This is a genomic window from Methylobacterium sp. 1A, assembly GCF_058072805.1.
In genome coordinates, this window is the sequence record NZ_JBYQVE010000003.1 from 321,972 (window position 1) to 346,298 (window position 24,327).

A 24,327-nucleotide genomic window follows, 5' to 3' on the forward strand; every position below is an offset into this window, starting at 1 on the left:
GCGCCGATGCCCGCCTTCGTCCTCGACGACCCGACCCCGCCGGACCCGCGCCGCCGCTGGGACAGCCTGGACTTCGCGGCCCGGGGTGCCTGCTACGACAACAACGCGGGCGTGCCCGACAGCGCCGCGCAGGTCGCGGCCCGCAACGCGGCCTCCGCGACCTACCGCGCGGCGCACCCGGCCGGGCTCGACATCCCGTATGCCGCGGGGGACCGCACCGCCTTCGATCTCTACCCGGCAGCGGACGCGCGGGCCCCGTGCCTCGTCTTCGTCCACGGCGGCTACTGGCAGCGCAACGCCCGGGCCGACTTCGCCTGCTTCGCGGAGGGTCTGAACGCCGCCGGCTGGTCGGTGGCGATGCCGGGCTACACCCTGGCGCCCGAGGCGAGCCTCACCGGCATCGTCGCCGAGATCGGGGCCGCCCTCGACTGGCTCGCCGCGCACGGGGCGGCGCGCGGGATCGGCGGCCCGATCGTCCTCGCCGGCTGGTCCGCGGGGGCGCAGCTCGCCGCGCTCCATCTCGGGCATCCCGCCGTGTCCGCGGGTTTGGCGATCTCCGGCGTCTACGACCTCGCGCCGATCCGCGAGACCTACCTGAACGAGAAGCTCGGGCTGACCGAGGACGAGATCGGGACGCTGTCGCCCCTGCGCCTGCCCGTCGTGCCCAAGCGCATGACGATCGCCTACGGCAGCCGGGAGCTGCCCGCCCTCGTCCGCGACGCGCGCAACCTCCACGCTCTGCGCGGCGCCGCCCACGCGCCGGGCGCCCTGCTGCCGGTTCCGGGCGCCGACCACTTCTCGATCCTCAATGAATTCCGCCGGCCCGACGGCCTGCTGGTCCGCGCCGCCCAGGATGTTCTCGGAGGCGCCCGATGAGCCGCGAGGGCGTCGGGGCTCCGCTGCCCCGCAAGGAGGACGAGCGCCTGATGCGCGGGCGCGGCCAGTATGTCGGCGACCTCCGGCTGCCGGGGATGCAGGACGTCGCCTTCGTGCGCAGCCCGCTCGCCCATGCCCGGATCCGCGCCATCCACGTGCCGGAGGCCTACCGCGACCGCGTCTTCACCGCCGCCGACCTCGACGGCGTGCTGCCGATCCGGGCGGTCTCGGGGCTGCCCGGCTTCAAGGTGTCCGAGCAGCCGGTGCTCGCCACCGGCAAGGTCCGGCAGGTCGGCGAATTGGTGGCGATGTGCGTCGCCCCGACCCGCGCGGAGGCCGAGGACATCGCCGCCGCCGTCGTCCTCGACCTGGAGGAGCTGCCGGCCGTCCACGACATGCTGGCCGCGCGCGAGCCGGGCTCCGCCCTCGTCCACGAGCACTGGGGCGACAACGTCTTCCTGGAGACCCTGGTCGACGTCGGCATCGAGGGCGCCCTCGACGCGCCGGTCAAGGTCAGCCGTACCATCTCGACGGGGCGCCAGTGCATGGCGCCGATCGAGGGCCGCGGCACCGTGGTGCAGCTCGATCACCGCCTCGACCAGCTCGTGGTCCACACCGCGAGCCAGATGCCGCACATCGTGCGCAACGGCCTCTCGGAGTGCCTCGGGATCGAGCAGGGGCGCATCCGCATCGTGTCGCCGGATGTCGGCGGCGGGTTCGGCTACAAGGCGATCCTGCTTGCCGAGGACGTGGCGCTGGCGTGGCTCGCGCTCCGCTGCGGCCACCCGGTCCGCTGGCTGGAGGACCGGCGCGAGCACCTGACCGCCAACGCCAATTGCCGCGAGCACCATTACCGCATCACGGCCTACGCGGAGCGGGACGGGACGCTGCGCGGCATCGACTGCGAGGCCACTGTCGATTCCGGCGCCTACTCGGCCTACCCGTTCTCGGCCTGCCTGGAGGCCGCGCAGGTCGCCAGCATCCTCCCCGGCCCCTACGACTTCCCGGCCTATCGCTGCCGCACGTGGTCGGTGGCGACCAACAAGTGCCCGATCCTGCCCTACCGGGGCGTCGCGCGCACCGGCGTCTGCTTCGCCTTGGAACTGGTGCTCGACGCCGTCGCCCGCGCGGCGGGGGTCGCGCCCGAGACCGTGCGCGAGAAGAACCTCGTGCGGCCCGGGCAGATGCCGTTCGAGAACATCACGAAGAAGCACTTCGACAGCGGCGACTACCCGGAGGCGCTCGCCCGCGCGCTGAAGGCCGTCGACGTGGCGGCGGTCCGCGCCCGCCAGCGTGAGGGCGAGGCGGACGGGCGCCGCATCGGCCTCGGCCTCGCGATCTACTGCGAGCAGGCCGCGCACGGCACCTCGGTCTATTCCGGCTGGGGCATCCCGATGGTCCCCGGCCACGAGCAGGCGAGCGCCCGCCTGACCCCGGACGGCGGCCTGGAATTGCGGATCGGCGCCCATTCCCACGGCCAGGGCCTGGAGACGACGCTGGCCCAGGTCGCCCACGAGATCCTGGGCGTCCCGGTGGCGCGCACCCGCCTCGTCCACGGCGACACCGCCATGACCCCCTACTCCACCGGCTCCTGGGGCTCCCGCGTGATGGTGATGGCCGGCGGCGCGGTCGCGGCGGCCTGCGAGGAACTGCGGGCCCGGGCCGTGCGGATCGGCGCCCATCTGCTTCAGGCGCGACCCGAGGAATGCCGGTTCGAAGGTGGCCACGTCGTCGGCCCCACGGGCGATGTCCCGCTCGAGGCGATCGCCCGCACCTGGTACCGCCGCCCGCAGGACCTCGCGCCCGACACCGATCCCGGCGGGCTCGAGGTCACCGCCGGCTACAAGCCGGTGCGCGATTCCGGCACCTTCTCGTACGCGGCGCACGCGGCCGTGGTGGCGGTCGATCCCGATCTCGGGGCGGTCGAGATCCTCGATTACGTCATCGTCGAGGACGGCGGCACGCTGGTGAACCCCCTGGTGGTCGACGGCCAGATCTACGGCGGCCTCGCCCAGGGGATCGGCACGGCCCTGTTCGAGGAGATGCGCTTCGACGCCCGCGGCCAGCCCCTGGCCTCGACGTTGGCCGACTACCTCCTGCCCGGCGCCGCCGACGTGCCGATGGCGCGCATCGACCACATGGAGACGCCCTCGCCCTACACGCGCTTCGGCCAGAAGGGCATCGGCGAGGGCGGCGCGATCGCGCCGCCGGCGGCGCTCGCCAACGCCGTTAACGACGCCCTCGCGCCGCTGGGCGTCGAGCTGCTGCACTCGCCCCTCACCCCCCGGCGGATCGTGGAGGCGGTGCTCGCCGCCCGTGATCCCGCCGAGACCGCGCGGGAGGCCGCATGAAGCCCGCCGCCTTCGCCTGGGAGCGCCCCGACAGCCTGCCCGCGCTGCTGGCACGCCTCGCCGAAGCCCCCGCGGGCGTGAAGCTGATCGCGGGCGGCCAGTCCCTCGGGCCGATGCTGAACCTGCGCCTCGTCGAGCCCACCCTGATCCTCGACATCACCGGCATCCCCGAACTCCGGGACGCGCGGGTCGAGGGCGACACGCTCGTCCTCGGGGCCTGCGTGACCCACGCCGATATCGAGGACGGGCGCGTCCCGGACCTCACCGGCGGCGCGCTGCGGCGGGTCGCGGCCGCCATAGCCTACCGGCCGGTGCGCAACCGCGGCACGATCGGCGGCAGCCTCGTCCACGCCGACCCGGCCGCCGACTGGGTGAGCGCCCTGACCGCCCTCGGCGCCGAGGTCGAGATCGCGGGGCGCAACGGCCGCCGCACCCTGCCGGTGGAGCGCTTCGTCACCGCCGCCCTCGAAGTGGCGCTCGGCGCGGACGAGATCCTGGTCGCGGTGCGCGTCCCGGCGCTGCCGGCGGGCGCGGCCTGGGGCTACGTCAAGCACTGCGCGAAGATCGGCGAGTTCGCCCACGCCATCGGGGCCGTGCGCCTCGAGCCCGGCGCGGGCCGGGGCCGGGCCGTGATCGGCGCGGTCGAGGGGCCGCCCGTGCTCCTGGCCGATGCCCGCCCGCTCTTCGGCGGCCGCATCGGCGCCGACTTCGCCGCGCGCTTCGACCTTCGGGCCGCCGACCTCGCGCTGCGGGAGGCCGGGATGGCCGACGCGGTCGAGCGGCACATCCACGTCACCGTCCTGAGCCGCGCGGTGGCCGCGGCGGCTGCGCCCGATCCCCGATCCGACACCCTTCCGGAGGCCGCATGAGCGCCGCGCTGGTCGAACCCGGGCCGTCCCGCATGGCCCTGGCGCTGACGGTGAACGGCCGGGCCGTGCGGGTCGCGGCCGAGCCGCGCAGCCACCTCGGCGACGTGCTGCGCGACGGGCTCGACCTCACCGGCACGCATCTCGGCTGCGAGCACGGCGTCTGCGGCGCCTGCACGGTCCTGCTCGACGGCGAGCCGGCCCGCGCCTGCCTCACCTACGCGGGGGCCTGCGCGGGCGCCGCGGTCACGACGATCGAGGGCCTCGACGCGGACGCGATCGCGGGCGAGTTGCGGGCCGCCTTCAACCGCGAGCACGCGCTCCAGTGCGGCTACTGCACGCCCGGGATGCTGGTGGCCGCCCGCGACCTGGTCCTGCGGCTGCCCGAGGCCGACGAGCGGCGGATCCGCGTCGGCCTGTCGGGCAACCTGTGCCGCTGCACCGGCTATGCCGGCATCGTCCGGGCCGTGATGGCGGTGATCGCGGAAAGGCGCGGGCGCGGCATTTCCCCGGAGACCGGTGCGGCGCGGCCGCTCGGCCCGGTCGGCGCCCGGATCGGCGACGCGGCTTTCGCGCCCCTGGAACCGCCGGCGGATCGGATCGCCCCGGCAGCGCCCGCGGGCGTCGCGGACCTGTCCGACGCGTTCACCCCGGCCCACGGCTTCACGCAGGTGCTCGACCTCCCCCACCCGCCGGAGGCCGTCTTCGCCCTGCTGGGCGACCTCGCGGCGGTCGCCGCCTGCCTGCCGGGCGCGGTGCTGACGGCGCGGCCCACCCCCGACACGGTCGAGGGCGGCCTGCAGGTGCGGATCGGGCCGATCGCCGCGACGTTCCGCGGCCGCGCCCACCTCGAACGCGACGAGGCCGCGCGGACCGGCGCGGTCCACGGGGCCGGCACCGACGCGGGCGGTCGCTCGGCCACCGAGGGCCGGATCCGCTACCGGGTCGAGGCCGGGCCGACGCCCGGCACCGCCCGGGTCGAACTCGACGTCGGCTACACCCTGACCGGGCCGCTCGCGCAGTTCGGCCGGCCCGGCCTCGTGCGCGACCTCGCCGGCCGCATCGCCGCGGAGTTCACCGGCAACCTCGATGCCCGGCTCTCGGGCGTCGCGGCGCCGGCGCCCGCCGGCCTCAACCCGCTCCGCCTGCTCCTCGGCCTCGCCCGCGCGCGCCTCGCCGCGTGGTTCGGCCGCGCCTGATCCCATCCCGCCCCAACGCACCGGAGACACGCGAATGCTAGGCAGGTTCACCCTCACGACCGCGATCCTGCTGGCGCTGACGGCCACCGGCGCACGGGCGGAGGCGATCCGCATCGGCGTCAACGAGCCGCTGACCGGGCCGTTCGCGGCCTCGGGCACCTACGTGGTCAACGGCGCCAAGATCGCCGCCGACGAGATCAACGCCAAGGGCGGCGTCCTCGGGAAGAAGCTCGAACTCGTGATCGAGGACAACAAGAGCAACCCGACCGAGGCCGCCGCGGTCGCCGAGAAGCTGATCACCAGCGATAAGACCCCGGTGATGATGGGCGCCTGGGGCTCCAGCCTGACGCTGGCTGTGATGCCCAAGCTCGCGGATTACGAGACGCCGATGCTGGTCGAGACCTCCTCGTCCGGCAAGATCACGACCTCCGGCAACCCCTACGTGTTCCGGATCTCGCCGCCCTCGTCGCTCGAGGCCGAGACCTTCGCGCCCATGGTCGGCCGCCTCGGGCTGAAGAAGGTCGACTTCCTCGTCCTCAACAACGATTTCGGCCGCGGCGCCGCGACCGATTTCGGCAAGATGCTCAAGGACAAGGGCGTGACGGTCGGCCTCGTCGAGACCATGGACCAGGGCGCGCAGGACATGAGCGCCCAGCTCGCCAAGCTGAAGGCGTCGGATTCCGACACGATCATGATCACGAGCTCGGTCGATCAGCTCGTGCTGCTGTTCAAGCAGATGGCGGCGCTCGGCCTGAAGAAGCGGGTCATCACCACCGGCGGATCCCAGAACCCGGACCAGATCATCGCCCAGGCCGGCGCGGCCGCCGACGGCACGATGCACCTGACGACCTTCCTGCCCTGGTCGCCCGACAAGACGCCGGACCCGAAGGCTACCGAGGCCTTCATCGCCGCGTGGAAGAAGCGCGGCTTCGACTTCGCCGGCGTCACCGAGAGCTTCCGCGGCTACGACGGCATCCGCGCGATCGCCCACGCCATCGAGAAGGCGGGTTCGGCCGATCCGTCCGCGATCACCAAGGCCTTCTGGTCGGTCGACTTCGTCGGGCTCAACGGGCCGATCCGCTTCGCCAAGGCCGGCCCCGCCGGGAAGGAGAGCGGCCAGAGCAAGCCCGACGTCTACCTCATCGAGATCAAGAACGGGACGGTGATCGTGCCGGCGCTGTGAGCGCCCCTGGGTCGGCGCTCTGATGCCGGCCCCCTCGCCCGTCCGCCGGCCCCCGGGCCGGGGCGCACCCTCGGAGGCCGCCCGTGAACGAACTGATCCAGCACCTCGTCAACGCCCTCATCCTCGGCGGCACCTACGCGCTGCTGGGGATCGGCCTGACGCTGATCTTCGGGATCATGAACGTCGTGAACTTCACCCACGGCGCGCTCTACACGGTCGGCGCCTACGTCATGTACCTCGCGGTCGCCGCGCTGGGACTGAACTTCTTCCTGGCGCTTCCTGTGGCAATCCTCGGCGGGCTCCTGCTCGGGGCCACGATCGAGTTGCTGCTGCTGCGCCCGTTCCGAGGCTCGGACATCGACACCACCATGCTGGTGATGATCGGCGCCGGCATCGTCCTGCAATCGGGCACGCTCTGGACTTTCGGCGGCGTCGCCAAGGCGATCCCCGCGCCCTTTCCCGAGGCGCCGCTCCAGGTCGGCCCGGTCTCGGTGTCGTGGCTGCGGCTGTTCGTGCTCGGGGCGGCGCTGACGCTGATCGCCCTCACCTACGCGCTGATCAACCGGACCAAGCTCGGTCTCGCCATGCGCGCCGCGTTCCAGGATTCCGACACGGCGGCGCTGATGGGCGTCGACGTCCGCCGGATCTACACCGCGACCTTCGCGCTCGGCTCGTCGCTCGCCGCGGCCGCCGGCGCGCTCCTCGGCCCGGTCTACGTGGTGTTCCCGCAGATGGGCGGCCTCGCCGAGCTCAAGGCCTTCGCCATCGTCATCCTGGGCGGGCTCGGCAACGTCACCGGCGCGGCGATCGGCGGCTTCATCCTGGCGCTCGCCGAGGAGCTGGGCGCCGGCTACGTCTCCTCCGGCTACCGGGACGCGATGGGCTTCCTGATCATCATCGCGGTCCTGCTCTGCAGGCCCACCGGGCTGTTCGCGAAGGCGGAGCGCGTCGGATGAACCGGCTCCTCCCCCTCGCCCTGCTCGCCGGCCTCGTCGCCCTGCCCCTGGGGCTCGGCGCCAACCCCTACCTCCTCAACGCGCTGATCGTGACCGGCATCCTGACGATCGGCGCCATGAGCCTGAACCTGCTCCTCGGCTTCACCGGGCAGCTCAGCCTCGGCCACATCGCGTTCTTCGGGATCGGCGCCTACGTCAGCGCGCTGACCAGCCTCGGCTTCGACGTGGATCTCGGCTTCGGCATCCGGGCGGTCCACGAGCCCTGGCCGGCGGTGGTCGGCCTCCTGCTGGCGACGGCGGCGGCGGGCGCTTGCGGCTACCTGATCGGGCGGCTCTCCTTCCGGGTGCGGGGCGCCTACTTCGTGATCGTGACGATCTCGTTCGCCGAGGTCGTGCGGCTCGTGGCGCTCAACTGGGTGGAGCTGACGCAGGGGCCGCTGGCGCTCACCAACATCCCCGCCATCACCCTCGGCCTGCCGGGCCTCGGGATGTGGACCCTCAAGACCAAGCTCCAGAACTACTACCTCGTGCTGGCCGTGGGGACGCTCTGCTACGCCGTGATCGCCCGCTTGGTCGGCGGGCGCTTCGGCCGGGCGATGCGGGGCCTCAAGGAGAACGAGCCGCTGGCGCTCTCGGTCGGCATCAACGCCACGCGCACGCTGACGGTGGCGGCGGTGATCTCGGCCGCCATGGCCGGCGCGGCCGGCAGCCTCTACGCCCATTACCTGCGGATCATCGATCCCGACGTGTTCCTGTTCGCCACCACGGTCACCATGGTCATCATGGTGGTGGCGGGCGGCAAGGGCACCCTGCTGGGCCCGGTCGTCGGCGGCCTGATCTTCGGCCTGCTGCCGGTGGCGCTCCGCCCGGTCATGGCGCCGGAGGCGCAGTGGATCGTCTACGGCCTCGTGCTGATCGTGATCCTGTTCGTGATGCCGCGGGGCATCGTGCCGGGACTGGCGGCGCTGCTGGGCCGCCGCCCGGCCCCGGCCGCGTCCGTCCTCGAGGCCAATCCGGCGGTGCAGCGATGAGCGCGATCCTCTCCGTCGAGCATGTCGGCGTCCGCTTCGGGGGCCTCGTCGCCATCGCGGACCTGCATTTCGACGTCCGGGCCGGCGAGATCGTCAGCCTGATCGGCCCGAACGGGGCCGGCAAGACGACGGCCTTCAACGTGATGACGGGCTTCCTCAAGCCCAGCCAGGGCGCGGTCCGCTTCCGCGGCACGTCCCTGAAGGGCCTGCCGCCGCACGCGATCACGCGGCTCGGCCTCGCCCGCACCTTCCAGCGCACCAGCGTCTTCCCGGACGACACGGTGTTCGACAACGTGATGATCGGCCTGCACCAGATGGGCGCCGCGGCGGGCCGCGCGCCCGTTCTGGACGCGCTCCTCGGCCGCGCGGGGGCCGGCGAGATACAGCTGCGCGCCCGGGCCGCGGCGCTCCTCGACTGGGTCGGGCTCGCCGGACGGGCGCAGGAGAAGGCCGGCGCCCTCGCCTACGGGGAGCAGCGCCTCGTCGGCGTGGCGCTGGCGCTCGCCACCGAGCCCGCCATGCTGCTCCTCGACGAGCCGGTCTCGGGGATGAACGCCTCCGAGACGCGGGTCTTCGTGCGCCTGATCCGGCAAATCCGGGAGCGCGGCGTCACCATCCTGCTCGTCGAGCACGACATGCCGATGGTGATGGAGGTCTCCGACCGCATCGTCGTCCTCAACTACGGGCGCCTGATCGCCGAGGGGCCGCCGGACCGGATCCGCAGCGACCCGGCGGTGATCGAGGCCTATCTCGGCCAGGGCAGCGCCGCCCGGCAGGCCGCCGCAGCTGCCGCGCAGGAGGCGGTCCATGCTTGAGATCCGCGACCTCGTCTGCGGCTACGGCCACGTCACGGCTCTGAAGGGGCTCACGATCGACGTGCGCGAGGGCCAGCTCGTCGCCCTCGTCGGCGCCAACGGCGCCGGCAAGTCCACGACGCTCCGGGCGATCTCCGGCCTCGTCCCGCCGCGCTCCGGCGCGATCCGGTTCGCCGGCCGGGACATCGCGGGGGCGGAGCCCCGCCGGATTTTGGCGGCGGGTATCGCCCATTGCCCGGAGGGCCGGCGCGTCTTCCCGCAGATGACGGTCGCCGAGAACCTCGCCATGGGCGCCTACCTGCGCCGCGACCGGGCGGCGGTCGCGGCGGACCTGGCGCGCATCTACGGGGAGTTCCCGCGCCTCGCGGAGCGCCGCGACCAGGCGGCCGGCACGCTGTCGGGCGGCGAGCAGCAGATGCTGGCGATCGGCCGCGCGCTGATGGGGCGCCCGAAGCTCGTGCTGTTCGACGAGCCGTCCCTAGGGCTCGCCCCCAACATCGTCGAGCGGATGTTCGCGGTGATCGGCGCGATCCGCGACGCCGGCACGACCGTGCTCCTCGTCGAGCAGAACGCCTTCGCGGCCCTCGAACTCTGCGACTACGCCTACCTCCTCGAGACCGGCCGCATCGTCCTCGAGGGGCGCGGGCAGGACCTCATCGCAGATCCCCACGTGCGGGACGCCTATCTCGGTGGCTGAGCGGGATCTGCCGGGCCGGATCCGCCTCGGCCCGGTCGACCTTCTCGGCGACCGGGACCTGCTCCCCGTCACCGCGGGCGGCCGCCGCCTGCTCCTCGTCCGGGACGGCGCGCGGATCGTGGCCGCCGAGCGCGCCTGCCCGCACGAGGGGGCCGACCTCGCACTCGGCCGCTGCGTCGCGGGCCGGCTGCACTGCCCCCGGCACCAGGCCTCGTTCGACCTCCAGGACGGTGCCGTCTCGCCGGGCTGGTCGTTCCGGGCCCTGCGCCTGTCCGCGGTTGAGGCGGCGCCGGACGGGCTCTGGCTCAGGACCGGCTCCGGCCTTCTCGCGCCGGACACCGCGCCGCCGGGCGGCCGCGGATTCCCGGCCGGCCCGGAGATCCGACGGTAGAGCGACCGAGATCAGCCGATCCGTCTCGCTCTACGGCAGCGAGGTCGGGATCGCGGCGCTCACCGTCTGTCTCGCGCGGACGAACGGCCCGCACGCGCGCCTGCTCGCGCGGGGACGCATCGCGAGGACGGTCGCGGGTCCCTCCGGCCGCTGAGGATCGGCGCTGATCGCCCGTCCGAAGGTGTCGGCCCAGGACAGCCTCGTCACGTTGTCCGGGGCCGGAGCGGGCGGAGCTTCCCGGTCGGCCGCCCGGCCGCGCTTGCGGGCCGCGGCACCGATCCACCGCACGATCAGGGGACCCTTCGCGTCGAACGTCGGATCGGACGCGGTCCGGCCGATGCCTCGTCTCTGACGGCGATGAACCATGGACTTCCCTCGAGTCGACTTGGGAGGGCCGCGCGCGCGGTCCGACGGACGTCACCGCCCGCGATCACCGGACCGTCGCCGCGACGGCAGCGGTGTGAAGCGCGGGCCGCGCGGGATGGCGGACGCCCTCGCCCAGCATCCGATCCCGTCCGCGTGGTCTCCAGCTGCATGTCCGGGCGCGCGCGATCGAATTCCTCGACCCGTGGCTTAGCCGATCGGGATGGCTTCGTGGACCAGTCCACATGGACTGGTCCATGACCCGTGACGGCGCCTGTGCGGTTGCTCTAGACAGGATCCGCATGGCGCAGGAAGCAATCCTCATCATCGATGACCACGCGCTGTTCCGGTCCGGCATCGTCTCGATGCTGTCGACGGCGTTCGATGAGATCCCGGTTCTCGACAGCCCATCGCTGCACGAGGCGCTCGCCATCGTGGCCGTCGTCCCGACGATCGTCCTCCTCGACATCCAGTTGCCGGGCATCGGCGGGCTCGAGGGGATGGGCCTGCTCCAGCAACGCTGGCCGGCCGCCCGGATCGTCGTCGTGTCCGGCCTGGATCTGCCCGATACCGTCAGCACGGCGCTGGCGCAGGGCGCCTGCGCGTTCCTGTCCAAGACCGACCGCCCCGAGCGGATGATGACGGTCCTGCGCGAGATGCTCGCCCGGTCGTCCGCGGTCCCGCGGGTCGGGGGCGCCCTCTGCCCGACGCTCACGCCGCGGCAGGCCGAGGTGCTGACCCTCGTCGGGCGCGGATTGTCCAACAAGATGATCGGACGCAATCTCGGTCTGTCGGAACACACGGTCCGCGGCCACGTGCAGGGTCTGCTGTCGGTCCTGGGGGTGACCCGGCGCGCCGAGGCGGTGTTCAAGGCGCAGCAGTTCGGCCTGATCCGATGAGCCCGTCGCAGGAGGAGCGGATCGCGGCCGAGCAGTTGCGCCTCGTCCTGGACGGCGTCACGCAGTCGGTCGCCGTCGGTTTCCTCGTCTCGACGCTCATGCTGGCCGTGCTGTGGAGCCTGGTGCCCCACGTCGTCCTGCTGAGCTGGTACGGCGCGTTCCTCGTCGAGCGGTTCGGGGCGGCCGCCTACGCGCGTCGTGTCCGCGCCGCGATCGGCGAGCCCGACCGCGCCCGCCGGGTCGAACGGGTCATCTTCCTGAGCAAGATCGTCGAGGGCGCGATCCTGGGATCGCTGATCTGGATCGCGCTGCCGCTCCAGGTCCCGGCGGTGAGCATCCTGACCATGTCGCTGCTGGGCGCGACCTGCAGCAACGGCGTCTCGCTCCTGGCGCCGCGGCGGCACCTCTACCTCGCCCTCGTCGTGCCCGTCGCCGTCCTGGCCGCGGGAACCCTCTGGTCGCTCGGCGGCGCGCCCTACCGCGCCCTGGCAATCTGCTCGATCCTCTTCGTGGTCGGGCAGTACGGTCAGGTCGTGCTCGCCAGCCGCCGCGTGCGGGAATCGATCGAGCTCCGCTTCGAGAACGCGGCCCTCGTGGAGCAGCTGCGCGCGGAGACCGCCGCGGCGCACCGGGCCCGCCGCGACGCCGAGCACGCCAACACCGCGAAGTCGCAGTTCCTCGCGGCGGCCAGCCACGACCTGCGCCAGCCGGTCCACGCCCAGGGCCTCTTCCTCCAGGCGCTGAGCCAGACGGATCTCGCCGCGCCGCAGCGGCGGATCCTGCAGAACGCCCAGACCGCGAACGTCGCGTCGACCGACATGCTCAACACGCTTCTGGACTTCTCGCGCCTGGAGGCCGGAGTCATCACGCCGCGGCCCCACGCCTTCGAGCTCCAGCCGCTCCTCGACAAGATCGAGAACGAGCTGGCGCCGCTGGCCGACGCCAAGCGCCTGATCTATCGGACGCCCCAGACGGACCTGGCGATCGTCTCGGACCCGGCCCTGCTGGAGCTGGTCCTGCGCAATCTCGTCCTCAACGCCATCCGGTACACCGAGCGCGGCGGCGTCCTCATCGGCTGCCGGCGCCGGCGCGCGGGCGTGTCGATCGAAGTCTACGACACCGGGATCGGCATCCCGGTCGACAAGCGCGAGGACATCTTCCGGGAGTTCTACCAGCTCGGGAATCCGGAGCGCGATCGTCACAAGGGTCTGGGGCTGGGACTCGCGATCGCGCGCGGGATCGCCGCCTCGCTCGATCACCCGCTCTCCCTCTCGTCGAAGGTGGGGAGCGGCAGCGTCTTCCGCATCCTCGTCCCCCGGACGCTCGATGCCGGGCGGGACGCCAGGCTCGACGACGCGCCCGCGGCCGCCATCGCGGAGAGCGGCGGCCTGGTCGGCGCCCGCATCCTGATCGTCGACGACGATGCCATCGTCCGCGACGCGATGGTGGCGCTCCTATCCGGCTGGGGTTGCCTGTGCTGGGCCTTCGAGGACCCGACTGACGTCACCGAACGGCCGCCGCAGGGGCCGCCGCCGGACGCGCTGATCTGCGACTACCGCCTGCGCAGGGGCCAGACCGGCGCCGAAGCCATCGCGACGCTGCGGCAGCATTGGGGACGGCCGATCCCGGCGATCCTCATCACCGGCGACACCGCGCCCGTCCGCATGCGGGAGGCCTTGGACAGCGGGGTCCCTCTGATTCACAAGCCGGTCCGGCCCGACCTTCTCCAGAAGGCGCTCGCCGCGCTGATCCCGCCGGGCCGGCCACCCGTCGGTCCCTTGGGCGCGGAGGTTCGGCGCGGACCGGAGACGAAGGATCTCGTCCGCGCGGAGGGATAGCGGGCGCCTCACGCGGCGCCGCGGACCCTCGAACGCCCGCCGCGCCGCCGTCGCGGCCTCGCCGCGCGGCTAGCGCGAGCGTCAGCGGGACGGCTCGGCGGCAGCCTCGGTCCAGCTCGGGAGCGGGAAGGTTCGATCGTAGGCGAGATTGAACACGAAGGCGTAGGCCACGTAGAAGGCCGCGATCGCCAGATCCATGAAGAAGGCCTCCACGAGGCCGATGCCGAGATACCACGCGATCGGCGGCAGCAGGATCAGGAGCAGCCCCGCCTCGAACAGCACCGCGTGGGCGACCCGCAGGACGAGGCTCTTGCGCGTGTGCCCGGCGAGCCGCTGCATCGTCCGGTCGAAGCCGAGATTGTAGACGTAGTTCCAGCTCGTCGCGACGAGGGCGCTGCCGATTCCGATCACGCCCATGTCGGCGGCGTGCAGGCCGAAGGCCGCGGTCCCGAGCGGGACGATGAGGAGCAGCCCGATCACCTCGAACAGGATGGCGTGGCGAATGCGGTCGCGGGTGGTGCGCATAGTCTCGCTCTCGAGAGGCGGATTGGTCGGCCGCTCTCTATCTGCGATAAGGCGATCCACAAGTTAGGAAGTATCGGATAAACAGATAGATGGCGGTCTCGCTCGACCAGCTCCAGGCTTTCGTAGCGGCGGCCGAGGCCGGGTCGTTCTCGGGCGCGGCGCGGGTGCTGCGGAAGGCGCAGTCGGCCGTCAGCACGCAGGTGGCCAACCTCGAGACGGATCTGGGGCTGGCGCTGTTCAGCCGCGCGGGCCGGAACCCGGTGCTGACCCCGGCGGGCGAGCGGCTGCTGCTGGAGGCGCGCGTGGTGCTCGACCGGCGGGAGCACCTGATCGGTGTGGCGAGCAGCCTGGAGCAGGGCGTCGAGAACCGGCTGGTGGTCGCCATCGACGAGCTCTACCCCGAGCACGCCCTCGGCGCCCTCTTCGCCAGCTTCGCCCAGCGCTTCCCCTTCGTGGAGCTCGAGCTGCTCTTCCCGCTGATGGAGGATGTCAGCCGCATGGTCCAGTCGGGCGCCGCCGACCTGGGCGTGATGTGGCGCCAGGAGGGGCTCCCGACGGAGCTCGGGTTCCGGACCATCGGCTGGGTGCCGCTCAAGCTGGTCTGCGGCCGCGATCACCCGCTCGCGAAGGAGCGGGTGGCGTGGGAGGAGCTGAAGCGCCACCGCCAGATCCTCGTGGCCGCCCGCGGCGACGGGGCGGAGAAGCGCCGTCTGCGGGTCGCCGCCGAGGTGTGGTGGGTGGAGAGCCACTGGGTCATCCTGGAGATGGTGAAGCACGGGATCGGCTGGGCCTTCGTCACCGACCACGTCATCGCCGCGTCCCTCACGGCGCCGTACCTCGTAACGCCCGACCTCCAGTTCGATGAGGGCGACTGGCCGATCGCCCTGGAACTGGTCTGGCACAAGCAGCGGCCCTGCGGCCCCGCCGCGGCCTGGCTCCGCGAGCGTTTCGCCGCGGAGCGCGTCGGGATCCACCCGGGCGGGACCTGAGCGCGGTGCGGGACGGACGCCTGCCGGGCCCCGCCTCGGCGACACGCCGCTGTCGACGGTCCTGACGGGCCGGCGAGATCCCGGCCGTCGAGGACGTCCACCCCGCGAGTCTAGACGCAAAAGACCTTCCGTGCTTCTATCCATTCGAAATTCCTATGGGTCGGCCCATGGAACTCCGGCATCTTCGCTACTTCGCCGCGGTGGCGGAGCATCTCAGCTTCACCGCCGCCGCCCAGAGCCTGGGCGTGTCGCAGCCGCCGCTGAGCCAGCAGATCCGCGATCTTGAGGTGGAGATCGGCGTCAACCTGTTCGAGCGCTCGAGCCGGCGCGTCGTCCTGACCGCGGCGGGCGAGGATTTCCTCGGGAACGCGCGGGCGGTCCTCGCGCAGGTCGCCGATGCCGTCGACCGGGCGCGGACGATCGGCACCGGAACGGCCGGCATCCTCAACATCGGCATGACGAGTTCCGTCCTCGCGGGGCCGGCCGGTTGCCTGATCCGGGCCTTCGAGCAGCGCTTCCGGGCGGTGGACGTGCGCATCCACGAGATGGCGCCGGCCGACCAGATCGCGGCCCTCAAGGCGAACCGGACGGATCTCAGCTTCCTCCGCAGCCCCCCCGAGGATCCGGATCTCGTCGCCCACCTGGCGTGGCCGGAGCGGCTCTGCGTGGCCGTGCCGCGCGAGCACACCCTCGCCGCCGGTCGCAGTGTCGCGATCGACGTCTTCCGCAGCGAGCCGCTGATCTCGCTCGGCCTCGAGAGCTCGCGCTTCGCGGCGGATATCTACCAAGCCTGCATCGCGCGCGGGTTCACGCCGAGCATCTCGCAGCAGGTCCGCGAGGCCTCGTCGCTGATCAACCTGGTCGCGGCGGGCTTCGGTCTCGCCATCATCCCAGAATTCGTCGGCCGACCGAGGCATCCGGACGTCGTCGTCCTGCCGATCAAGCCGCCGTTCCTGTCGGCGGACGTCTACGCGCTGCATCATCAGCGCCGGAACCCGGTGATCGACAATTTTCTCGGGCTGATCCGCGAGGAGGCCCCGGGCTTGATCGCGCGCTTCCAGAGGCGGTGACGCCCTTCGTCTCCGCACCCGCTCGCCGGCGCCGTCCGCGACCGTCTCCGAGGCAGCGTCCTGCGCGCAGGCGCCACCCCGAAGCCACCCCGAAGCCACCCCGAAAGCCAACGCGAAACCACGCGGTAGCCCGCAGCGGCGTTCCCGGTGGCGTCCGCGGCGCCTGTCTCAATCCTCGACGAGCCGGCGCAGCCGGGTCCGATGCAGGCACACCTGTCGGCCGCCGTCGCGTCGCAACACCCCGTCCTCCTCCAGCTGCGAGAGGGTGCGCGATACGGTCTCGATGGTCAGGCCGAGGTAGTCGGCGATGTCGCGGCGGGTCATCGGCAGCGCGAAGGTGCCGGCGGAGCCGAGGCGGTCATCGACTTCCAGCAGGAAGGCAGCGACCCGCTCCTGGGCCGAGCGCCGTCCGAGCAGGAGCGCCAGGTCCTGCGCATGTCGCAGGTCGCTCGTGGCCATGCTCCAGAGTCGGCAGGCGACCTCGGCCCGCCCGGTCGCGGCGCGCTCGACCTGTCGCCGCTTGAAGATCAGCACCTTGGTGCTGGTGAGGGCCTCGGCGGTCTGGCGATTGGTCTCGCCCTGCCCGAGCCCGAACAGGTCGCCGGGCAGGTGGAAGCCCGTGATCTGGCGGCGCCCGTCGCTCAGGACCCTGTGGGTGCGCACCGCGCCGCTGAGGACTTTGTAGACGAACTCGGCCTCCTCGCCCTCTCCGTAGATCTCCTCCTCGCGGGCGTAGGAGAACGGTGTCCCGACGACGTCGGGGCATCCCGCGAACAGGGTGCTCCCCTCGATCTCCGGGACGGGAGCGGGACGGGCTGCGGGCCCCTCCGGTGCTGTCCGTGCCGTGAACTCGGTGCTCATCGCTGCGCTCCTCGCCTGCGTCGGTCGGGACGAGATTGGCAGCGGGCGGGAGGCGGAGAAATTCCGGTCGGAGCCTTAAGGCGCGCCCCTTAAGGGCAATCCCTTAGTCGCGTGTGCCGGCCGGATGCCCGCGGCCGCGGCGGCGACGGGCGCGGCTCAGACGGAGCGCGCCTGGGGCGACACGAAGAGCCGCCACAGCGCGTACGCGGCCAGGGCGGCCACGGCGAGCCCGGTCAGGCCGTGCACCCACACGGGTGCCGTCGCTTCGGCGAAGCCGAGAACCCAGGGCGCCATGGCCGCCCAGAACCCGAGGGCGACGTTGAGGTATTCCTCCCAGGCGCAGGTCACGCCGAGGGCCAGGAGTGCGACCACGGTGATAGCGCCCCCGGTCACGAAGGCGTTGCGCGCGGCGGCCGTCTCGTAGCCCAGATTCAAGTACCACGGTGCGAGGAGGAGCGCGACGCCCAGGAGCATGTTGAGCGCGTTCGGGACCATGTCCGCCGTTCGGTTCTCGATCGTTCTCACCGGATTCCCCGCGCGGGCTGACGGCATCGGCGGCCCGATGTCCGGGCACCCGAGCCCTGAGCGACAGACGACCTGCCATCTTTCACGGCCCGAGCATCCGGTATCCGTGCGGCCGGTCATTGATCTGGCTCAAGTCGATCGCGGCCTTGCCCGCGTGTCGGGATCCGGCAAGCTTGGCGCGCCGCGGATTTGCTGCGCGCTGTGGGTGGCAGACTCGATTCTCGAGATTGTCGTCGCCGACGGGACGCGCGCGTCGGCGAGATCCGCGTCCTCCCGTCGGACCGGGCGGACGCGGATCTCGGGCGTGGCGACCTCAGGCGGCGCGGACGGTGGCGAGGAAGCGGGCGACCTCGGCGCCGAGATGCTCGGATTGCCGCGACAGCTCCGAGGCCGCCGACAGGACCTGCGAGGCCGCAGCCCCCGTCTCCTCCGAGGCCTGCGCCACGCCGGCGATGTTGCCCGTCACTTCGTTCGTCCCCGCCGAGGCCTGGGCCACGTTGCGCACGATCTCCTGGGTCGCCGCGCCCTGCTCCTCGACGGCCGCCGCGATCGACGTCGCCACGCTGTCGATCTCCCGGATGCGGCCCGTGATCCCGCCGATCGCCGTCACCGCCTGCGCGGTCACACCCTGGACCTCGCCGATCTGGCGCGCGATCTCCTCGGTCGCCTTGGCGGCCTGCTCGGCCAGCGCCTTCACCTCGGAGGCCACCACCGCGAAGCCCCGCCCGGCCGCGCCGGCGCGGGCCGCCTCGATGGTGGCGTTGAGGGCCAGAAGGTTGGTCTGGCCGGCGATGCCGGAGATCATCCCGACCATGTCGCCGATCCGCGCGGCGTTCTGGCTGAGCGCTTGGACGAGGTGGGCGGTCTGGTCGGCCTCGCCGACCGCGGCCTGGGCGAGGTGGGCCGAGCCGGTCACCTGCCGGCCGATCTCCTGCACGGAGGAGCCGAGCTCCTCGGCGGCGGCCGCCACCGTGTTGACGTTGGTCGAGGCCTCCTCGGCGGCGGCGGCCACGGTGGTCGACTGGGATGCGGTCTCCTGGGCGGTGGCGGTCATCTGCTGGGCGGTGGCCTGGAGCTCGGTGGCCGAGGACGAGACCAGGCCGACGATGCCGCCGACGGCGCGCTCGAAGCCGTCGGCGAGCTCGACCATGGTGCGCTTCCGCTCGGCGGCGGCGGTCGCGTCGGCGCGGCGCCGGACCTCGGCCTCCTCGGCGGCCTTGCGGGCGACCATGGTCTTGATGCCCTCGACGGCCTGGCCGACGGCCCCGATCTCGTCGCCGCGGGTGGCCTCGCGGATCTCGGCGTCGACCGCGCCGCGGGCCATCCGCTGCAGGACGCCCACGAGGCTGCCCAGCGGGCGCGTGATCTGTACGACGATCACGTACACGCCGTAGGCGATGCTGAGCGCGGCGAGCGCGAGCGCGGCCAGGAGCGCGAGGCGCGACCAGCCGGCAATCGTCTCCGAGCGCCGGAACTCCGCCTCGGCTTCCCGGACCTGCAACGCGGTCAGCTTGCTCAGCGTGGCGTTGGTGGCCTGCATGCTCTTCAGCAGGTCCGTGTGGGTGGCCTCGAAATCCGAGGCCGCGCCGGCTGTGACGCGCTTGAGGATCTCGGCCGCGATGGCGTCGTTCCGATCGACGCGCACCTGCAGCTCCTTGGCGAGGGCCTCCTCCTCCGGGGTCAGGTAGGTCGCCAGATAGGCCGACCACTCCTTGTGGAGCTTCGACAGATCGCGCTCGATCTTGTCCTTGGCCTCTGCCGGCTCGATCTGCCTGCTTCGCAGCTGGCGCGAGGCGTCGAGCAGGTCATCGTAGGCGTCGCGGATGATGCTGAACTGCCGGAGACAGACGACGCGGTCATCGAAGACGGTCTTCAGGCTCTGATGGCTCCAGTGGAGCGAGAGATTTCCGAGCGCCGCCGTGGCGAGCAGCACCAAGCCGAGTCCGCCGAGCAGCGAGACGAGTCGCAGTTTGATGGTCATTTTCATGAGGCGGATGTCCAGGCGACGGAACCCAGGGCTGCGAACGCGTCAGCCAGGCTGAGCAGTCATGATCGGGTTGCGTAAAATATACGCAAACTGATTAAGATTTATTCCGAAGAGTTTCCCGTTACGGGGTCTGTCATTCGGTCTCCAGCTCGCGATATCGTGCGTGCAAGGGCGGTTATTCAACTTCAAGATGAGGAATCGGAGCTGAATCAATCGGAAAGGGCCTCCGGGGCGGACAGGAGCGTCACCGCCCAACGTGTCGGATCGCCGCACAGCGGGCGGCGCGGGAGCCGGGATCGACCGGGGCAGGAACGTCGCCGGTCTCGGGATGGGGGGCCAGCACGGACGCGGTCCCGGTCTTGAGGCAGGTCAAGGTCGGCCGCCGCGGACCACCCCTAATCTCGGCACCATGACCTCACTGGACGCCACGCTCCCGGCGAACGCCACGCTGCCCGCCGCGTCGAGCCTCATCTACGTCGTGGACGATGACCCGGCCATCCTGCACTCGACCCGCTTCCTGCTGGAGAGCGAGGGCCACCGGGTGGAGACCTTCGCCGACGGACGCGCGCTGCTGGCCGCCTTCCCCGGCCCGCACCCGACCTTCGTCCTGCTGGACCACGTCATGCCGGGGATGGACGGGCTCGCGGTGTGGGGCCGGCTGCGGGACCTCGCTGCCGGCGTGCCCGTGATCCTGATCACCGGCCACCCCGATCCGAGCATCCGGAGCCGCGCCCGCGCCGCCGGCATACCCCTGGTCGAGAAGCCGCTGGCGTTCGACGCCCTGATGGGCATGCTCGCCGCCGGCCCGATCCCCGCCAGCCGCGCCCGTTAGGGTCCGCGGTGCCCGCCCGGGACGCCCGACCGTCGGCCCGCCGACGCGGCGGCGCGTGAGGTCGTCGACCCGGCACGGGCAGGCTCCGCCGGATCGACGACAGGCCGGTGGCGGTCCGCCCGACGGCGCTCCGACACTCAGATCAATGATCGCACCATCTAAACGCGCAACCTATCAATCAAGCCGAACAAGATATTGGACCAACGGTCGGCCGTGCGTCTATCTCGCGTCGGAACGAGGGATCACGCCATGTTCGACCTCGACCAGGACTATCCCCGCGACATGGTCGGATACGGCCGGCATCGACCGGACCCGGCCTGGCCCGGGGGCAAGCGCGTCGCCGTCCAGTGCGTCATCAACTACGAGGAGGGTGGCGAGAACTGCATCCTCCACGGTGACGCGGCGTCCGAGGCCTTCCTCTCCGAGATCGTCGGGGCCCTGCCCTGGCCGGGGAAGCGCCACGCCAACATGGAGTCGATCTACGAGTACGGCGCCCGCGCCGGCTTCTGGCGCCTCTGGCGCGCGTTCACGCGCCGCAACCTCCCGGTCACGGTCTTCGGCGTCGCCTCGGCGATGCAGCGCAACCCCGAGGCCGTCGCCGCGATGGTCGAGTCCGGCTGGGAGATCGCCAGCCACGGCCTGCGCTGGATCGACTACCGCGACCACAGCCCGGAGGCCGAGCGCGCCGATATCGACGCCGCCGTCGCGCTGCAGGCATCGCTGACGGGCAGCAGGCCCCTCGGCCTGTACCAGGGGCGCACCTCCGCGAACACGCTCGCCATCGGCGCCGCCGAGGGCGGATTCCTGTACCTCGCCGATTCCTACGCCGACGACCTGCCCTACTGGCTGCGGATCGGGGGGCTTCAGCAACTCGTCGTCCCCTACACCCTCGACGCCAACGACATGCGGTTCGCCACCGCCCAGGGCTTCAACAACGGCGACCAGTTCTTCGGCTACCTCAAGGACACGTTCGACGTCCTGTACCGCGAGGGCGAGGCGGGACGGGGCGGCATCATGTCGGTGGGGCTGCACTGTCGCCTGGTCGGGCGTCCGGGGCGGATGGCCGCGCTGGAGCGGTTCCTCGACTACGTGGGCGATCACCCCGACGCCTGGGTGACCACGCGGCTGGACATCGCCCGTCACTGGATCGCGGCCCACCCGCCGCGCGGCGGCTACCGGCCGACCTGCATGGGCCGCGCCCTGTTCGGCGCGGTCTTCGGCCCGGTCTGCGCCGGGCTGGCCCACGCGTCGCCCGCGGCGGGCATGGCGATGGCGGAGCGGGTCCACGCGGCCGGACTCCCCGCGGAGGCGGACGACCCGTCCGGCCTGGCCCGGCTCCTCGCGGAGGCCGCGGGCGCCCCGGCCGACGCGGGCGGCCTCCGGACCCGCCTCGCGGCGGTCGTCGCGGGATAGACAAGTCGACGTCGCGACCGGAACTTCGAGGTCCGAACTCGGTCGTGATCTGTATTCAGGTCGTGTTTTCAGAAGTCAGGAGACGGAGAGTTCCAGGTTTTGCATGGCGGTCCCAGCGGGTCGTCAGCGTCACGGAAAAAGCCCGGCAACAGGGCTGCGCCAGTCAGGGAGAAACGCCATGTACGCACAGGTTGAGGCCGCCGGCATCAGCACGGCCGTGTCGGACGAACGGGAAGCCGTCGTCATCAAGCCGAGCTACGATCCGGATCTCGTGAACAAGGATCTGGCCCCGCTGCGCAAGCAGACCTGGGGCACCTACAACATCTTCGCCTTCTGGATGTCTGACGTCCACAGCGTCGGCGGATACGTGACCGCCGGCTCCCTGTTCTCGCTGGGCCTCGTGAGCTGGCAGGTGCTGATCGCCCTGCTCGTCGGCATCGTGATCGTCCAGATCTTCTGCAACCTCGTCGCCAAGCCGAGCCAGCAGACCGGCACGCCCTATCCGGTGATCTGCCGCGCCTCCTTCGGGGTCAAGGGCGCCAACATCCCGGCGATCATCCGCGGGCTGATCGCGGTCGCGTGGTACGGCATCCAGACCTACCTCGCCTCGGCGGCGCTGACGGTGGTGGCGCTCCGCTTCTACCCCGAACTCGCCGTCTACGCCGACGTCAAGCAGTACGGCTTCGCCGGCCTGTCGGGTCTGGGCTGGGCCGCCTTCATGACGCTCTGGGTCCTGCAGGCGCTGGTCTTCTGGCGCGGCATGGAGGCGATCCGCGTGTTCATCGACTGGGCGGGGCCGGCGGTCTACGTGGTGATGATCGCGCTCGCCGCGTACCTCGTCGCCAAGGCCGGGATCGGCGAGATCGGGCTGACCCTGAGCACCGTGAAGTATACCGGCTGGGACGCCCTGCCGGTGATGATCAACGCCGTCGCCCTCGTGGTCTCCTACTTCTCCGGGCCGATGCTGAACTTCGGCGACTTCTCGCGCTACGGCGCGAGCTTCGAGGCGGTGAGGAAGGGTAACTTCTGGGGTCTCCCGGTGAACTTCCTCGGGTTCTCGCTCCTGACGGTCGTCACCGCCTCGGCGACGGTTCCGGTCTTCGGCCACCTGATCACCGACCCGGTGGAGACGGTGAGCCGCATCGACAGCACCTTCGCGGTCGTGCTCGGCGCCTTCACCTTCATGACCGCGACCATCGGGATCAACATCGTCGCGAACTTCGTCTCGCCCGCGTTCGACTTCTCGAACGTGTCGCCGCGGCGGATCTCGTGGCGCATGGGCGGGATGATCGCGGCCGTCGGCTCGATCTTCATCACGCCCTGGAATCTCTACAACAATCCCGCGGTGATCCACTACACGCTCGACGTCCTCGGCGCGTTCATCGGCCCGCTGTTCGGGATCCTGATCGCCGACTTCTACTTCGTGAAGAAGCAGAAGGTGGTCCTCGACGACCTCTACACGATGAGCCCCGCCGGGACGTACTGGTACAGTGGCGGATACAACCGCGCCGCGGTGACCGCCATGATCCCCTCGGCCCTCATCCCCGTGCTCTGCGTGATCCTGCCGGGCCTGGAGGGCGTGGCGAACTTCACGTGGTTCATCGGGTGCGCCCTGGGCTTCGCGATCTACACCGCCCTCATGCGCCGCCCCGCGGGCGCGGCCCGTCCTGCCTGAGGCTGTCCTGCCTGAGGCCGTCCTGCCTGAGCCCGTCCGGACCTGGACCCGCCCCGGTCCGGATCGGAGACACGAACGGCCCGGCGGCGCGGCCTGACCCGCGCCGCCGGGCCCCCCGACCTCCCCATCCCCGGCCGGCTGCGTGCGGGCCTCTGCCCGGCCATCCGGCCGGCTCCCGCCACCCGAGGGCGCCATGCGGATCCTGCTGCTCAATCCGAACACCAGCACGTCTGTGACCGACCTCCTGGCCGGGCAGGTCGGGACGATGGCGGGCGCGACTGCGACCTTCGTCCCGGCCACGGCGCGGTTCGGCGCCGCCTACATCGCCAGCCGGGCGGCCCTGGCCATCGCCGGCCACGCCGCCCTCGACGCCTTCGCGGAGCACGGCCGGGACTGCGACGCGGTCTTCCTCGCCTGCTTCGGCGATCCCGGGCTGCTGGCCCTGCGCGAGGTCTCACCGGTCCCGGTGGTGGGGATGCTCGAAGCGTCGTGCCGCGAGGCCCAGCGGGTCGCCGGGCGCTACGCCATCGTGACCGGCGGGGCCCTGTGGAAGCCCATGCTTCGCGAGTGCGTCGCGAGCCTCGGCGTCGGTGACGGCCTCGCGGGCATCCGGACGATCGCGCGCACCGGCGGCGAGATCGCCAAGGACCCGGAGGCGGAGCTGTCCGACCTCGCGGCCGCCTGCCGGGCCTGCGCCGAGGAGGATCGCGCCGAGGCGGTGATCCTCGGCGGCGCCGCCCTGGTCGGCCTCGCGGCCCGCCTGCAGCCGCACGTGCCGGTCCCGGTCCTGTGCTCGGTCACGTCGGGGGTGAAGGCGGTCGTCGCCGCCGCGGCCGCGCCCTACCGGCGCCCGCCCGCCGTCGCCGCGGACAATGTCGGCCTCGGCCACGCCCTCGCGACGCTGCTCGCGCCGCGCGAAGCCATCGGCTGAGACGGGGCGGGCGGCCGCCGGCGCGAGACTGGCAGCCGTCCTGCATCGCTCGGA

At 72.0% G+C, this 24,327-nt stretch carries 22 protein-coding genes; 18 read left to right on the plus strand and 4 right to left on the minus strand.

The genetic code is table 11. From position 1 onward, the window contains the following. Positions 1–6: 6 nt before the first annotated feature. The 12 genes from ACX9MN_RS33090 (at position 7) to ACX9MN_RS33145 (ending at position 13,465) form a co-directional block, all read left to right on the plus strand. Positions 7–876 (plus strand): alpha/beta hydrolase, encoded by an 870-nt coding sequence (locus tag ACX9MN_RS33090; RefSeq protein WP_489726504.1) that lies wholly within the window; start codon positions 7–9, stop codon positions 874–876. Further along, the gene (locus tag ACX9MN_RS33095) at positions 873–3,227 is read left to right on the plus strand and encodes a xanthine dehydrogenase family protein molybdopterin-binding subunit (protein WP_489726505.1); all 2,355 of its coding nucleotides are present in this window, start codon (positions 873–875) and stop codon (positions 3,225–3,227) included. Before ACX9MN_RS33090 ends, ACX9MN_RS33095 begins: the two co-directional genes overlap by 4 nt. After that, positions 3,224–4,096 (plus strand): FAD binding domain-containing protein, encoded by an 873-nt coding sequence (locus tag ACX9MN_RS33100; protein WP_489726506.1) that lies wholly within the window; start codon positions 3,224–3,226, stop codon positions 4,094–4,096. Before ACX9MN_RS33095 ends, ACX9MN_RS33100 begins: the two co-directional genes overlap by 4 nt. Beyond that, entirely contained in the window at positions 4,093–5,292 is a 1,200-nt protein-coding gene (locus ACX9MN_RS33105; RefSeq protein ID WP_489726507.1) for a xanthine dehydrogenase family Fe-S subunit, read from the plus strand. The genes ACX9MN_RS33100 and ACX9MN_RS33105 overlap by 4 nt, the downstream gene beginning before the upstream one ends. Positions 5,293–5,326: 34 nt before the next feature. Then, the gene (locus ACX9MN_RS33110) at positions 5,327–6,475 is read left to right on the plus strand and encodes an ABC transporter substrate-binding protein (RefSeq protein WP_489726508.1); all 1,149 of its coding nucleotides are present in this window, start codon (positions 5,327–5,329) and stop codon (positions 6,473–6,475) included. 83 nt (positions 6,476–6,558) lie between these two features. Continuing rightward, a complete protein-coding gene (locus ACX9MN_RS33115; RefSeq protein ID WP_489726509.1) occupies positions 6,559–7,431 on the plus strand; it encodes a branched-chain amino acid ABC transporter permease in 873 nt (290 codons plus the stop codon). Then, entirely contained in the window at positions 7,428–8,462 is a 1,035-nt protein-coding gene (locus ACX9MN_RS33120) for a branched-chain amino acid ABC transporter permease (RefSeq protein ID WP_489726510.1), read from the plus strand. Before ACX9MN_RS33115 ends, ACX9MN_RS33120 begins: the two co-directional genes overlap by 4 nt. Then, positions 8,459–9,277, plus strand: a complete 819-nt coding sequence (locus ACX9MN_RS33125) for an ABC transporter ATP-binding protein (RefSeq protein ID WP_489726511.1) — start codon at positions 8,459–8,461, stop codon at positions 9,275–9,277. The genes ACX9MN_RS33120 and ACX9MN_RS33125 overlap by 4 nt, the downstream gene beginning before the upstream one ends. Beyond that, entirely contained in the window at positions 9,270–9,974 is a 705-nt protein-coding gene (locus ACX9MN_RS33130) for an ABC transporter ATP-binding protein (RefSeq protein WP_020094464.1), read from the plus strand. The genes ACX9MN_RS33125 and ACX9MN_RS33130 overlap by 8 nt, the downstream gene beginning before the upstream one ends. Continuing rightward, complete coding sequence (locus tag ACX9MN_RS33135; RefSeq protein WP_489726512.1) at positions 9,967–10,365, plus strand: Rieske (2Fe-2S) protein; 399 nt, start codon at positions 9,967–9,969, stop codon at positions 10,363–10,365. The genes ACX9MN_RS33130 and ACX9MN_RS33135 overlap by 8 nt, the downstream gene beginning before the upstream one ends. Positions 10,366–11,030: 665 nt before the next feature. Then, complete coding sequence (locus ACX9MN_RS33140; protein ID WP_056527077.1) at positions 11,031–11,627, plus strand: response regulator; 597 nt, start codon at positions 11,031–11,033, stop codon at positions 11,625–11,627. After that, the gene (locus tag ACX9MN_RS33145; RefSeq protein WP_489726513.1) at positions 11,624–13,465 is read left to right on the plus strand and encodes an ATP-binding response regulator; all 1,842 of its coding nucleotides are present in this window, start codon (positions 11,624–11,626) and stop codon (positions 13,463–13,465) included. The genes ACX9MN_RS33140 and ACX9MN_RS33145 overlap by 4 nt, the downstream gene beginning before the upstream one ends. Positions 13,466–13,546: 81 nt before the next feature. Here the strand turns inward: ACX9MN_RS33145 and ACX9MN_RS33150 are convergent, their stop codons facing one another. Beyond that, positions 13,547–13,990: a PACE efflux transporter gene (locus ACX9MN_RS33150; protein WP_020094459.1), complete on the minus strand. Its 444-nt coding sequence runs from the start codon at positions 13,988–13,990 to the stop codon at positions 13,547–13,549. A gap of 89 nt (positions 13,991–14,079) precedes the next feature. On the opposite strand from ACX9MN_RS33150, the gene ACX9MN_RS33155 reads away from it, so the two are divergent. Continuing rightward, positions 14,080–14,979 (plus strand): LysR family transcriptional regulator, encoded by a 900-nt coding sequence (locus ACX9MN_RS33155; RefSeq protein ID WP_100251682.1) that lies wholly within the window; start codon positions 14,080–14,082, stop codon positions 14,977–14,979. Positions 14,980–15,146: 167 nt separating this feature from the next. Then, complete coding sequence (locus ACX9MN_RS33160; protein WP_020094457.1) at positions 15,147–16,049, plus strand: LysR family transcriptional regulator; 903 nt, start codon at positions 15,147–15,149, stop codon at positions 16,047–16,049. A gap of 168 nt (positions 16,050–16,217) precedes the next feature. Here ACX9MN_RS33160 and ACX9MN_RS33165 read toward each other — a convergent pair whose 3' ends face one another. From ACX9MN_RS33165 to ACX9MN_RS33175, 3 genes are all read right to left on the minus strand, one after another. Beyond that, entirely contained in the window at positions 16,218–16,910 is a 693-nt protein-coding gene (locus ACX9MN_RS33165; protein WP_056527092.1) for a helix-turn-helix domain-containing protein, read from the minus strand. A 156-nt stretch (positions 16,911–17,066) separates the two neighbouring features. Next, positions 17,067–17,405, minus strand: coding sequence for an SPW repeat domain-containing protein (locus tag ACX9MN_RS33170; RefSeq protein ID WP_331298763.1), 339 nt, complete (start codon positions 17,403–17,405; stop codon positions 17,067–17,069). A 343-nt stretch (positions 17,406–17,748) separates the two neighbouring features. Further along, a complete protein-coding gene (locus ACX9MN_RS33175) occupies positions 17,749–19,422 on the minus strand; it encodes a methyl-accepting chemotaxis protein (RefSeq protein WP_489726514.1) in 1,674 nt (557 codons plus the stop codon). 409 nt (positions 19,423–19,831) lie between these two features. On the opposite strand from ACX9MN_RS33175, the gene ACX9MN_RS33180 reads away from it, so the two are divergent. The 4 genes from ACX9MN_RS33180 (at position 19,832) to ACX9MN_RS33195 (ending at position 24,273) form a co-directional block, all read left to right on the plus strand. Then, a complete protein-coding gene (locus ACX9MN_RS33180; RefSeq protein WP_489726515.1) occupies positions 19,832–20,254 on the plus strand; it encodes a response regulator transcription factor in 423 nt (140 codons plus the stop codon). A 249-nt stretch (positions 20,255–20,503) separates the two neighbouring features. After that, positions 20,504–21,667, plus strand: coding sequence for an allantoinase PuuE (puuE, locus tag ACX9MN_RS33185; RefSeq protein ID WP_489726516.1), 1,164 nt, complete (start codon positions 20,504–20,506; stop codon positions 21,665–21,667). A gap of 178 nt (positions 21,668–21,845) precedes the next feature. Next, a complete protein-coding gene (locus ACX9MN_RS33190; protein WP_489726517.1) occupies positions 21,846–23,342 on the plus strand; it encodes an NCS1 family nucleobase:cation symporter-1 in 1,497 nt (498 codons plus the stop codon). A 193-nt stretch (positions 23,343–23,535) separates the two neighbouring features. Then, the gene (locus ACX9MN_RS33195) at positions 23,536–24,273 is read left to right on the plus strand and encodes an aspartate/glutamate racemase family protein (RefSeq protein WP_489726518.1); all 738 of its coding nucleotides are present in this window, start codon (positions 23,536–23,538) and stop codon (positions 24,271–24,273) included. Positions 24,274–24,327 lie beyond the last annotated feature (54 nt).